At 42.5% G+C, this 12,859-nt stretch carries 9 protein-coding genes; 7 read left to right on the top strand and 2 right to left on the bottom strand.

Annotation, left to right across the window (positions count from 1 at the left end):
- Window positions 1-34: 34 nt before the first annotated feature.
- Window positions 35-1,444, bottom strand: a complete 1,410-nt coding sequence (gene glnA, locus CZ794_RS05105; protein ID WP_087040589.1) for a type I glutamate--ammonia ligase — start codon at window positions 1,442-1,444, stop codon at window positions 35-37.
- A 913-nt stretch (window positions 1,445-2,357) separates the two neighbouring features.
- Between glnA and CZ794_RS05100 the strand changes: the two genes are divergently transcribed.
- The 5 genes from CZ794_RS05100 to CZ794_RS05080 all read left to right on the top strand — a co-directional run bounded on the left by CZ794_RS05100 (window position 2,358) and on the right by CZ794_RS05080 (window position 6,763).
- Window positions 2,358-2,981 carry an aminodeoxychorismate/anthranilate synthase component II gene (locus tag CZ794_RS05100; protein WP_087040588.1) on the top strand — a complete coding sequence of 208 codons (624 nt, stop codon included), beginning with the start codon at window positions 2,358-2,360 and terminating at the stop codon, window positions 2,979-2,981.
- A gap of 64 nt (window positions 2,982-3,045) precedes the next feature.
- Window positions 3,046-4,182 carry an anthranilate phosphoribosyltransferase gene (gene trpD / locus CZ794_RS05095; protein WP_087040587.1) on the top strand — a complete coding sequence of 379 codons (1,137 nt, stop codon included), beginning with the start codon at window positions 3,046-3,048 and terminating at the stop codon, window positions 4,180-4,182.
- A gap of 72 nt (window positions 4,183-4,254) precedes the next feature.
- Window positions 4,255-5,115, top strand: coding sequence for an indole-3-glycerol phosphate synthase TrpC (gene trpC, locus CZ794_RS05090; protein WP_087040586.1), 861 nt, complete (start codon window positions 4,255-4,257; stop codon window positions 5,113-5,115).
- A 135-nt stretch (window positions 5,116-5,250) separates the two neighbouring features.
- A complete protein-coding gene (locus tag CZ794_RS05085; protein ID WP_087040585.1) occupies window positions 5,251-5,982 on the top strand; it encodes a Smr/MutS family protein in 732 nt (243 codons plus the stop codon).
- 148 nt (window positions 5,983-6,130) lie between these two features.
- Window positions 6,131-6,763, top strand: a complete 633-nt coding sequence (locus CZ794_RS05080; protein ID WP_087040584.1) for a DNA-3-methyladenine glycosylase — start codon at window positions 6,131-6,133, stop codon at window positions 6,761-6,763.
- Window positions 6,764-6,814: 51 nt separating this feature from the next.
- Here CZ794_RS05080 and CZ794_RS05075 read toward each other — a convergent pair whose 3' ends face one another.
- Entirely contained in the window at window positions 6,815-8,710 is a 1,896-nt protein-coding gene (locus CZ794_RS05075; RefSeq protein WP_087040685.1) for a mechanosensitive ion channel family protein, read from the bottom strand.
- A gap of 459 nt (window positions 8,711-9,169) precedes the next feature.
- Between CZ794_RS05075 and CZ794_RS05070 the strand changes: the two genes are divergently transcribed.
- Window positions 9,170-11,089: a TonB-dependent siderophore receptor gene (locus CZ794_RS05070; RefSeq protein WP_087040583.1), complete on the top strand. Its 1,920-nt coding sequence runs from the start codon at window positions 9,170-9,172 to the stop codon at window positions 11,087-11,089.
- Between the two features lie 343 nt (window positions 11,090-11,432).
- Window positions 11,433-12,857, top strand: coding sequence for an adenosylhomocysteinase (gene ahcY, locus CZ794_RS05065; RefSeq protein ID WP_087040582.1), 1,425 nt, complete (start codon window positions 11,433-11,435; stop codon window positions 12,855-12,857).
- The last annotated feature ends 2 nt before the right edge of the window (window positions 12,858-12,859 follow it).

Genomic DNA, 12,859 nt, shown 5'->3' with positions numbered 1-12,859 from the left:
ATTTATTAGATTAGATGTACTTTTGGAGCAAAAATTAGCAGCTGTAGTACATATCAAATTCAACAGGATGCACAGTCACATTAAGACGCTGTACTTCTTCCTCTTTCAAAGCAATAAATGCTTCTAGCATATCTTTTGTGAATACATCACCTTTTAGCAAGAATTCATGATCGTCACGTAACGCTTGTAATGCCACATCTAAGCTTTCAGCAACGGTTGGGATCTGTGCTTCTTCTTCTGGTGGTAAGTCATACAAGTTTTTATCAGCCGCTTCACCTGGATGCATCTTATTCTGGATACCATCAAGACCTGCCATCAATAGTGCTGCAAACGCTAAGTATGGGTTCGCTGTTGGATCAGGGAAACGTGCTTCAACACGTACCGCTTTAGGGCTGCTAACATGTGGAATACGGATAGATGCTGAGCGGTTAGACGCTGAATAAGCCAATTTGATCGGCGCTTCGTAATGTGGCACCAAACGCTTATAACTGTTCGTTGATGGATTGGTAATTGCGTTCAAAGCACGGGCATGCTTGATCACACCGCCGATGAAGTACAAGGCTGTCTCAGACAAACCTGCATACTCATCGCCAGAGAAAGTGTTGACGCCATCTTTTGAGATAGACATATGCACATGCATGCCTGAACCGTTATCACCAACGATTGGCTTAGGCATAAAGGTTGCTGTTTTACCAAACTGATGCGCGACATTGTGTACCACATACTTTAGCTGTTGTACTTCATCGGCTTTACGAACCATGGTATTGAATGCCACACCAATCTCAGATTGGCAAGAAGCCACTTCATGATGGTGTACTTCTACGCTGCCTTCACCAACAATCTCTTCAATACGTTCACACATAACAGCGCGCATATCATGTGAGCTGTCGATTGGTGGTACTGGGAAGTAACCGCCTTTTACGCGTGGACGATGCGCCATGTTGCCCCACTCATAAGTCTCGCCTGTCGACCAAGCAGCTTCTTCAGCTGTAATCTTATGGCTCACACCTGACATATCGACTGACCATTTAACATCGTCAAATACAAAGAACTCAGGCTCAGGACCGAAATACGCAGTGTCACCAATACCAGTAGACTTCAAATACTCTTCAGCACGGCGTGCGATAGAGCGTGGGTCACGATCATAGCCTTGCAGTGTTGATGGCTCAATGATATCGCAAGTGACGACTACTGTCACAGCGTCAAAGAACGGGTCAATAAAGGCAGTTTCTGGATCAGGACGCAAGATCATATCTGACGCTTCAATACCTTTCCAACCTGCAATAGATGAGCCGTCAAACATTTTACCGTCTTCCATGACTTCTTCGTCAATGCTGTGCGCTGGAAAGCTAATATGTTGCTCTTTGCCGCGTGTATCAGTAAAGCGGAAGTCGACCCATTTTGCATTAGAGGATTTGATAAGGTCTAGTAGTTTGTTCGACATAAATAGTCTCCGTTGTGTAGATCACATTATTGCGATTCATTTATTTAAAGATTTAATTATCTAAAAGTATTACTGCACTTTTTTGGTTTAAGAATGAGGATTGTATGCGCATCTAAAGTGACACCGTGTTTTTAACAATGTCATATCTTAAATGACGTCATGGTTTCAACTGCTTAATAGCATAATGTCTCTGATAGTAGCATAGTGCCACTAACTTATAATGTCCTTAATACTATGCGCATCATTATCAGCACTCATAATATTGGTCAAGAGACTCATCTAGAGCATCGGCTTAATCAGACTATAAACCATCATAAAATCTGCCAAACCAGCTATCATCTTATGCTAATAATCTGTGACCCATCATGCCGAACTCTTGCGGCATGTGTCAATCATCATTTTTAGCTTTGTAACAACCATCAATCACCATAATATTATCGATGCAAAGGATATGCCAACATCATTTATTTAATAAAAAAATAAAGCTGCATTAAATTTATTTATATATTTTTCAATTATTTAAGTACATCAAAAATATTTTTCGTGTATTTTTAATTAGTGACTTCTTACTTACAATACGAGATAACAAATCGTTATAGCAAGATAATGCACAAAATAAGTGCATAAATAAGCGCTATCGTTATGCGACTTGTATTTTTTTAGTGCAGCATAAGAATTTAAATTTATTAAGTATTCGATGATTCAGCTCTATAAGATGCGAGATAGCTATTTTTAAGTTCACAATGTGGGTCATGTGCGTTGTTTTTATGCCACATTTGATAGAGCACAAAATAGTGGTAAGATAACCGCGTCTTATCAAACCAATGAAACAGTATTTCTCGTTTTGGTAAAACGTCAAGATATAAAAGCCCTGTAGATAAACATGTGTCTCTACCTATAAGTTGATAGCCCAATGATTCTAATGATCGATAATTACGACAGCTTTACGTACAACATCGTACAGTACTTCGGTGAATTGCAGCAGGAAATCACTGTCTGGCGTAACGATCAAATGACTATCGAGCAAGTTAGAACGTTAAAACCAGATGTGATTGTCATTGGCCCAGGTCCCTGCGATCCTAATCGTGCTGGTATCTCATTGGAAATTATTGAAACCTTCAAGGGCATCATACCCATATTAGGGATTTGCTTAGGTCACCAAGCGATCGGACAAGCATTTGGTGCCCAGATTGTTAAAGCTGGCAAAGTCATGCATGGACGCTTATCAGCTATTTATCACAATGACAAAGGTATCTTTGCAGGATTGCCCAATCCATCACAGGCAACTCGCTACCACTCCCTTGTCATTGATAAAACCAGCCTACCCGATTGTCTAGAGCTGACTGCTTGGACACAAAATAGCGATGGCAGTATTGAGGAAATCATGGGCATTCGTCATAAAACGCTTGCTATTGAAGGCGTGCAGTTCCATCCAGAATCTATCCTAAGCGAGTCAGGATATCATTTACTCAACCGTTTTTTGCAAACCCATCATCTGGCAGTATTAACCTCAGACGATTTGCCACAAGTTGGTTAATTGCTAATCAAAATCAGTATTTATAATAAAAGCCATTCATAAAAAATTAGTAAGAGAGATAATAATGAACACCTCTAAAACGACAGAAACGCCTAACCCAGATAACTTCTCTAAACAGAACGTTGCACAGCTGTCTGATGAAGAGACACACAAGATTTTAACCACAGCATTAGCGAGAATATTTCAGCATATCGACTTAACCTTTGATGAGATGTATCAGGTAATGCTCATCATTATGCAAGGCAGATGTAGTGATGCCATGATGGGTGCAATCTTGACTGGTCTGCGCATGAAGGGAGAATCTATTGATGAGATTACAGCTTCTGCCAGTGCCATGCGCGATTTGGCAGCAAACATTACGCCAAAAAATTGTGATTATCTGGTAGATATTGTAGGTACAGGCGGTGATGGAGCAAACTTATTTAATGTGTCTACTGCATCAGCTTTTGTGGTGGCTGCGGCAGGCGCGCAAGTTGCCAAACATGGTAACCGCGGTGTTTCAACCAAGTCTGGTAGCTCAGATCTACTTGAGGCAGCTGGTATTAGTTTGACCCTCACGCCTGAGCAAACCCAAGACTGTATCGAAACCCAAGGCGTTGGTTTTTTGTTCGCGCCTAATCACCATAGCGCCATGCGCCATGCCAATCCAATACGTCGCGAATTAAAGTCTCGTACAATTTTCAATATTTTGGGGCCATTGACCAACCCTGCTGGCACGCCAAACTTAGTCATTGGCGTCTTCACGGCTCAGCTTTGTGAACCCATTGCAAAAGTCATGAAAAACTTAGGCGCCCGTCATGTGATGGTCGTTGGTGCAAAAGATGGCCTAGATGAAATCAGCCTTGCCACCTCTACCACAGTCGCTGAGCTAAAAGATGGTGAAGTGAGTGTTTATGAGATGATGCCAGAAGATGCAGGTATTGAATCACAAACGCTGATTGGTCTCGATGTTGACTCTCCAAAACAAAGTCTTGAGTTGATTCGTGCGGCTTTATCAGGAGTAGAGACCACTGATCGCTCTGTTCTCAAAGCTCGTGACATGATTGCCTTAAATGCTGGTGCAGCAATATATACTGCCGGTCTTGCCAGCAACTATCCTAATGGGGTAAGCCGAGCTCAAAGTATCATTCAAAACGGTGACGCGCTGACAAAACTTGAGTCATTAGCCACATATACACAGCAGTTAGCAGCCAAAGCTTAAGCAAGAATTGCGATCAGTAGGTGAGCTTAGCCCTTACTCTTTATTGACATTTAACACTATTCGGATACCAGCATGACCACAACTCATACACAGATTCCCACCGTACTACAGCGTATTGTCGCAACCAAAGTAGAAGAAGTAAAAGCCGCCCGTCAAGCCTTATCGCTTGAGGACTTACAAGCGAAAGTCGCGGCAGACACCAAACCGCGTCGAGGCTTTGCAGCCGCGCTACGAGCGGCTGACATTGGTGTTATTGCTGAGATCAAAAAAGCCTCTCCTTCTAAAGGCATCATCAATCACAATTTTACACCCGCTTTATTTGCAGAGCAGTACGAGCGCGCTGGTGCCAGCTGCTTATCGGTATTAACGGATCGTGAGTACTTTCAAGGTGATGACACCTACCTCATCCAAGCCTCTAATGCTGCAAGCCTACCGGTACTACGTAAGGATTTTATGATTGATACCTATCAAATCTACCAGTCCTACTTGATGGGAGCAGATTGTATCTTGCTGATCATGGCTTGCCTTGATGATGCACAAGTACGAGAGCTGCATGCATTAAGTATCGAGCTGGGGATGGATGTACTGATAGAAGTACATACCAAAGCTGAGCTTGAGCGTGCCCTACAGCTACCTCGCTCACAGCACAATATTTATGGTATTAATAACCGAGATTTAAATACCTTTGATGTCAGCCTACAAACCACTCTTGATCTGAAAAACCTGTTGATTGAAGCACTAAACGCAGACCTTGACAACGCAGCGCCAAAACCGTTGATTGTCACAGAAAGTGGCATTCACAGCAGTGATGATATTCGCTTGATGCTAGATCACGATATTCAGCACTTTTTAATCGGTGAGCAATTTATGAAAACTGATCATCCTGGTCAAGCGTTACAATCCTTACTTGCAGGCGTTGCAGCAGACGGGTAAAGTAGCTCTCATTAGCTATTTAAGCTTTGATAAGACTAAATTTTTATCAAAGCTACTCGATTACTTTTATACAGTATTGGCTATCATACACAGTATGAGCTTATTCATTCATCAATCAACGATACGTTAACTTTTATGTCAAACTCTCTATTTTCAAAAGAAATGCAAGATCAACTCAAAGAGCTAAAAGGCCAATTGAGCAAAGGGCGTGATACCAATGCTCCTGAAGGCGAAAATCAGAAGCCAGATGAGCCTGTGTCATTGCTTACCCAAAAACAGGTCAAAAAAACGGTAAAGCAATTGAACAGCGAACATGTGGATGACGATAAAGTACTGTTCATGCAAGCCATGCATGGTGTCAATCAACTTGAAGACAAAAACGTGCGCTCACCCACAAGCACGGCAAGGGCACGCAAACCTGATGCAGCAACTTTATCGAAACGTGCCGCTGCACAAGGCAGTGACTCAATCGATCTAGGTGCAGGCTTATCAGACATGCAAGCACTGTTGAACCCTGTGGCAGGTGAAGCGTATCTTTCTTATAAACAGCCAACTTTGCAAAACAAGATTTTTGATCAGCTCAAAAAAGGCAAGTTACGTTGGTATGATGCAGTCGACATTCATGGTTGCACCATCGAAGAAGCACGTGATGCAATGACGCAATTACTGAGCCAAGCCAAGCAAAACAATGAAACCATGGTAAAAATCGTTCATGGTAAAGGTAGCGAAGCCATTCTAAAGACTTGTGTCAATGGTTGGTTACGTCAATTGCCAGAAGTATTGGCATTTTGTTCAGCGCCGCCAAAAGATGGTGGCAACGGTGCGGTATTGGTATTACTAAAAAAACCCAAAGCTGATGGCGAGTAAGTTATAGCATTCAAACATAAAAAAGGACTGCTTATTTGCAGTCCTTTTTTGTATCGCTAGCACCGTATATCATATGTCACCTACCTTTAAGCAAGGTTTTATATTATCTTAATGCAGATATCTTTTTCGTTGTTAAGGAGCATCCAGTATGAGCATAAATACGATTGAAAATACACAAGCGCTTGATGAGCATATTGCAGCATTGATCGCTATTGAACCAAAATTCGCCTCTGTCTACAGGCAAGTTGGTACACCAAGCCTAAGACATAATGCTGGTGGGTTTGAGCAAATGATGAGAGCCATGGTAGGTCAACAATTATCTGTAGCAGCGGCAGCGAGTATTTGGCAACGACTAATAGATGCAGGTTTGACGGCTCCGCAAGCAATTGAGGAAGCCACAGATGAGACGTTACGTACACAAGGGTTGTCTAAACAAAAAACGCGCTACGTTCGCTCATTAGTCGAGCATAATATTGATTTTAAGGCATTAAAGATGATGCCAGATGAATCAGTCATCAAAACATTGACTGCCGTGACTGGTATTGGACGCTGGACCGCAGAGATGTACTTGCTGTTTTCATTAAAGCGCGCAGACATACTTGCTGTGGACGATTTGGCAATTAAAGTTGCAGCGATGGAGATACTAGAACTCACTGAACGTCCAACGCCAAAGCAACTGACAAGTCTGACTCAAGACTGGTCGCCCCATCGCAGTGCAGCCAGTCTATTACTCTGGTCCTATTACGGCTTGTTGCGCAATAAGACCGCCATTCCTTTATAAAACATAAACTCTTTTATCAAAATTACCAGCAAGTCTGCTCAAGCGATATGATCAAAACTGATTCCATATGGAAAGACCCAGTTTTCTTTTTTCTTGCTTGTTGGCCTGCTTAAAGGTGCTTTTTCTCAATAAGCGACCTTTATTTCTCAATGACCGAAGAGGATGATTGTGTTTGCTGGCTTCTGATTTTTTCGTTTTCTGATCAACTTTGTCTTTACTTTGGGTATCATCATCTTTTTTGTCTAACACAAAATTATAGCGGTCATTTTTATTATCGGCAGAAATAATGTCAGTATCATTTACACCACTTTCATCGATTGTCTCTTTACCACTATCTGTATCCTCATCTGAAGTTGGATCAGGATCATTTTGATTGACAATAAGCTGCTGTGTTGGGAGCGCATGCTCGACTTTATACTTGGCCACTTGGGTCAGCATATCGACAAATAAAACGTTTTGTTTGTCATAAAACTCCCCGATTCCATTGGCATTGATATAAGCCTGTAATTGAATGACATAGCAGTCTTGGCGTAACTCTAAGATATTGACCTGATTCCACTCTTGGTTGGTTAAATAATGCTCATTCAAATACTCATCTAGCTCTTTGACCATTTTGAAAACCACATCGATATCGGCCGTACGCTTGATATATAGCTGATGAAAAAAGCGGAACATATCACGCGAGGTAAAGTTTTCAATCTGCATAGATGAAAAGTCACCGTTTGGTACAGTAACCACTGTACGCGTCAACGTACGTACACGCGATGATCGAATCCCAATATCAATAACAGTGCCTTCATACGTCCCAAATTTACAATAGTCCCCTATTCGTACGGGCGAATCTGCTACAACGACCACACTACCAACTAGGTTTTCGATGGTCTTTTGTGCACCAAGTGCCAATGCCAAACCACCCACACCCAGTGCAGCAATACCTGTTGTCAAATCAAACCCTAAATTACCGAAGATGACGATCACAGCAAATATCAATAGTAATGCTTTGACGACTTTGCGCATTAAGCCCAAAATCGACACACGTTCAGTATAATTTTTCTTATAGCTTAAATTCACTGCTCGTGTGAATATGGCATCAATAACTCGCAGCAGCAACCAAGTCAGTGCAAGCCAAGAGGCAATCTGCGTAAAGCGATTGATAGGCTCACGCAGTGTGACGGACACACCAGCATATACCATCACTTCAGATAATATTAACGCCATAATGACCACAGCCATTGGCAATATCACTTTGTCAGGCAGCGGCAGCGGTACACCACGCACACGAGGATATGTGATTCGCAGTAGATGATATAACAACCACACAAAGATATAAGTGAGCAAAAAACTGCTGACAATCATGGTCAATGCTGCAACCAAATCCGCCATTTCATAACCAAAAAGCTTCTTACCCTCTAACGACCCCAAGGTATAACGAGACACCAAAGTCGGTTCGGTATTTTCTATGACTTCTGGGATAGAGCTAAGGGTCTCACTTGAAAACTGCCAGTACTGCTCACCTTCCTTAGATACCACTCTCTCTAGTACTAGTGAAACGCTTTTGTCACCAATGCTAATAACACCAACATTCTCTTGGCTTGGTGGCAACTGGTCCGTTAGATTACCCTCAGGAGTATTATTAATCTGTAAGTCGGGCTGAAAACGCCCGCCCGCATCTAAAGCTTGTTTGAATTGTCGTACAATTGTGGTTGGATTATCAGACTTTGATAGGTTGAGATAATTACTCGCCAGCAGATAATCGTTTTCACTCAGTGCACTAATGAACCCTTGGACCGCATGTCGTGGCGTATCGCGTCCAAAAGAATCCGGTAGCGGTGTATTCGTCGACGACTCTTCACTGCTGCTCCCACCAATAAGCGCACTAGGCTCAGCGGCAAAAGCTGTGCCAAGTGATAATAAACTCATTATCATCGCAAACAAAAACATCCTCATCGCTAAAGATGTTGTTCTGATCAGAGATGACAAAGACAACCCAGTATTGACAATCAAATTACGCTCAATAGACAAAACAAACCTCTTAGCTTGGTAGGCACTACAACTGAAATGAATAAAACGGTTTCCTATGATAGCAATTATTTATAACCGCCACGCTTTTGATTACGCATTTACATAACTGTGGATATGATTACTTTATAATTCGATTTTTCTCACCTGTATGACTAATAAAAACTATCTAAACAGTCGACAAAATAGGTGCCAAAACCGCCAGATAATACTCCCTATTGAAAGTTATTCAGCTTAGCGTGAATAAATATTAGATTAAAGTGGTTTATAAATGAAGCAGTTTTATAGATAATAGCGGCCTGTAAACCAATTATTACTTTTTGTAATTTTTGCCTTCTTGACTTTCACTTCTGTAACTTCTCTATTTTGATTAATTTGGAATTAAAAATGGTTTTATCACGTTCATCTTCACGTACCTATCTTCGCCTAAGTATTTTAAGCGCGCTTGGTTTATTTGCCGTCAATACCGCAATGGCGGCGACCCCTGAGGTAACCAACACTAATGATAGCGAGATACCACAAGTTGAGCTTGATAAAATCGTCGTGACAGCGACGCGTACGCCTACCAAAACCAGTAATGTGATTGCACAAACTCGAGTCATTGATAGCGAAGAATTGCAACGTTATCAAGGTCAGACTGTTTTGGAAGTGATTAAACGTCAGCCAGGCATTGCTTTTAAACAAAACGGTGGTCTTGGTGCTACTTCAAATTTTTACATGCGTGGCTACGACAGCAAACAAATCCTCGTATTGATTGATGGTATACGTTATAGCTCAGTCAGTGCTGGAGGCGCCGCGTTAAACTTGCTACCTGCTGATCAAATTGATCGAATTGAAGTTCTCTATGGTGCATCAGGTTCTAGCATCTATGGTGCGGATGCGATGGGCGGTGTGATTCAAGTATTCACTAAAGGCAGCAATATAGATCGAAGCAGTATGTCAGTTACCGCGGGTATCGGCTCAAACGATCATTATGTATACGGTGCAAGCGCACAACTTGCCAATACTAATGGTACTACATTAAGCCTTTCAGCCAGTCACAACGAAACAGATGGTATCAATGCGACCCGACCAGATACCAGTAATCAATATGACCCTTATAATAAAGACGATGATGGTTTTGAGAGCGACAGCGTAAGCCTAGCAGTCAATCAGCGTTTTGGTGACACGTTACTGACAGGTGCTAGCATCTTGTACAGTAAATCCACTACTAAATATGACGATGGTACTTTTGAAGACGCTCATGCTGATCAAGAAAATGGCGCAGCGCAAGCTTATGTAGACTGGCAATATATGCCTGATGCCTCTGTTAAGCTCCAATACGGTCACTCTATTGATAAAAGTGAATCTTATGCTCAATTTCCGAATGTATTCGATAGTACTCAAGACCAGATTAGCTTAGTTGGTAAAAACAAGCTGCTAGCTGGTGAAGGTATTTATGGTCTCGAATACCTTACTCAAGACTTAGATAGCACGGCTTACAGTATTGATGACCGTAATGTCAAAAGTGCCTTTGCTGGCTATGTTGTCGCCAATGACCGCTTTGATGCACAAGCCAACCTACGCTACGATGATGACTCACGTTATGGTGATGAAACCACCTATAATTTAGGCGGTGCGATGCATCTTAGTCCTAATTTCCGTGTTGGCGCAAGCTATGCTAAAGGCTTCCGCGCACCTTCCTTTAATGATTTAAGCCCTGTATATAGTGGTAACCCCGATCTAAAGCCTGAGACTAGCGACAACTATGAAGCTTTTGCTGAATACAACACGTTGTTACAGACTACACGCTTAACTGGTTATTATAATGATGTTGAAAATTTAATCAGTTATGTCGCAAGCCCTACGCCTAGTAACCCTTATGCAGGGGCTAGTCAAAACATTAATAAAGCTAAAATCAAAGGTGTCTCATTAACATCTGACTGGGAAATGAACGACTATCTATTCGGCGGCAGCTATGACTACCAGCAGGCAGAAGACAGTAGTGGCGGAAGTGATGATGGGAACTCTCTTCCCTATCGTCCTGAGCACCAGGGCTTGGTATATGTCGGATACCGTCTACCAAGTTTAGATATACGCGCTGAATATCAGTATGTGGGAGACTATTACAGCAGAATCACCAATACTGACGCTCAATTTGTGGACAGCTATGGATTGCTGAACATCAGTGGTAACTACAAACTTACTGATAACCTATCTATGACTGCACGTCTAAACAATATTACTAACGAAGATTATATAACAGATATTGGCTATAATACTGACGGCATCAACTACTTTACCTCGCTCACTTATAACTGGTTCTAATTTTGAACACTTAACAGTAAATAACCACTAACAATAAACAGGTCACCGATTGGTGGCCTTTTTTATGATAATCGAAATCACGTACCACATATGCCATTACCGCCTATCATTTACTTTATCCAATAGGTGACAAGCCAAGCCTCATCTATTACAATAACGACCTCCGAGAGGTGTTGCGCCATAATGATTGATGACAGTGTTTTTATTCAAGCACTTGCTATTTAACTCTTATGTTAGGCTCGGTTAACTGTTGGTTATCTATTTTAGGTCATCAACAGCGCAAATAACGGCACCTGCGTTTTTATTCTTTTTATCATAAATCAACCACTGATAGGAGCATATTATGGACGCAGTGTCTACTACACCATCTGCCCATACGATCGATCCCTCTTTCACTGACTATAAAGTCGCTGACATCAGCCTTGCTGATTACGGCCGCCGTGAAATCACGCTTGCCGAAGCTGAAATGCCTGCTCTAATGGGCTTGCGTCGTCGCTACGAAGCAGACCAGCCGCTTAAAGGCGCCAAAATCGCTGGCTGTATCCACATGACCATTCAGACGGCTGTACTTATCGAGACACTAGTCGCGCTTGGTGCTGAAGTACGCTGGACCTCATGTAACATCTTCTCAACTCAGGATCATGCTGCTGCGGCAATTGCTGCTGCTGGTATCCCTGTTTATGCTTGGAAAGGCGAAACAGAAGAAGAGTATGAATGGTGTCTACGCCAGCAAGTACATGTTGGCGGCGAAGCGTCAGGCCAGCTGTGGGATGCCAACTTAATCTTGGATGATGGCGGTGATTTGACTGCTTTGATTCACAACGATTATGCCGAGCTGCTTGACAATATCCATGGTATCTCAGAAGAAACCACCACTGGCGTCCATCGCTTGGTTGAAATGCTTGGTAAAGGTACGCTTAAAGTACCAGCTATCAACGTTAACGATGCAGTGACCAAATCTAAAAACGACAATAAATACGGCTGCCGTCATAGCTTAAACGATGCTATCAAACGCGCTACCGACATGTTCCTTGCGGGTCGCCGCGCCCTCGTTATCGGTTACGGTGATGTCGGTAAAGGCTCTACACAAAGCCTGCGTCAAGAAGGCATGATCGTACGTGTCTCAGAAGTCGATCCTATCTGCGCCATGCAGGCATGTATGGACGGTTTTGAAGTATTGTCACCATACATCAACGGCGACAACACTGGCGGCGCAGACAACATCAACAAACGCTTGCTTGAAGACACTGACATGATCGTCACCACGACTGGTAACTACCACGTTTGTGACCGTCATATGCTAGCAGCCCTTAAGCCTGGTGCTGTGGTATGTAACATCGGTCACTTTGACACCGAAATCGACACTCAGTTTATGCGTGACAACTGGCGCTGGGTTGAAATCAAGCCACAAGTACATCAAATCTTCCGCTCAGACGATGAAAATGATTATTTGATCTTGCTTGCTGAAGGTCGCCTAGTAAACCTAGGTAATGCTACTGGTCACCCATCACGCGTAATGGACGGCTCATTTGCCAACCAAGTATTGGCTCAAATGTATCTGTTCGAAGAGAAGTTTGCTGACCTGCCAGTTGATGAGCGCTTTGATAACTTATACGTCAAAGTATTGCCTAAGAAGTTAGACGAAGAAGTGGCCGCTGCGATGGTTGCAGGCTTTAACGGTACATTGACTAAGCTGACCCAAAAGCAAGCTGAATATCTGGGTGTGCCTGTCGAAGGTCCATTCAAACCTGACGCTTATAAATACTAAAA

This window comes from Psychrobacter sp. JB385 (assembly GCF_900163785.1).
In the GTDB taxonomy this organism is placed as follows: Bacteria; Pseudomonadota; Gammaproteobacteria; order Pseudomonadales; family Moraxellaceae; genus Psychrobacter.
The sequence above is the reverse complement of the archived record's forward strand: the minus strand, read 5'-3'. Positions and strand labels throughout refer to the sequence as shown.

Bases quoted from the DNA above. Each gene is read 5' to 3' on its own strand.
- glnA (WP_087040589.1), bottom strand. From the start codon at position 1,444: ATGTCGAACAAACTACTAGACCTTATCAAATCCTCTAATGCAAAATGG.
- CZ794_RS05100 (WP_087040588.1), top strand. From the start codon at position 2,358: ATGATTCTAATGATCGATAATTACGACAGCTTTACGTACAACATCGTA.
- trpD (WP_087040587.1), top strand. From the start codon at position 3,046: ATGAACACCTCTAAAACGACAGAAACGCCTAACCCAGATAACTTCTCT.
- trpC (WP_087040586.1), top strand. From the start codon at position 4,255: ATGACCACAACTCATACACAGATTCCCACCGTACTACAGCGTATTGTC.
- CZ794_RS05085 (WP_087040585.1), top strand. From the start codon at position 5,251: ATGTCAAACTCTCTATTTTCAAAAGAAATGCAAGATCAACTCAAAGAG.
- CZ794_RS05080 (WP_087040584.1), top strand. From the start codon at position 6,131: ATGAGCATAAATACGATTGAAAATACACAAGCGCTTGATGAGCATATT.
- CZ794_RS05075 (WP_087040685.1), bottom strand. From the start codon at position 8,710: ATGAGGATGTTTTTGTTTGCGATGATAATGAGTTTATTATCACTTGGC.
- CZ794_RS05070 (WP_087040583.1), top strand. From the start codon at position 9,170: ATGGTTTTATCACGTTCATCTTCACGTACCTATCTTCGCCTAAGTATT.
- ahcY (WP_087040582.1), top strand. From the start codon at position 11,433: ATGGACGCAGTGTCTACTACACCATCTGCCCATACGATCGATCCCTCT.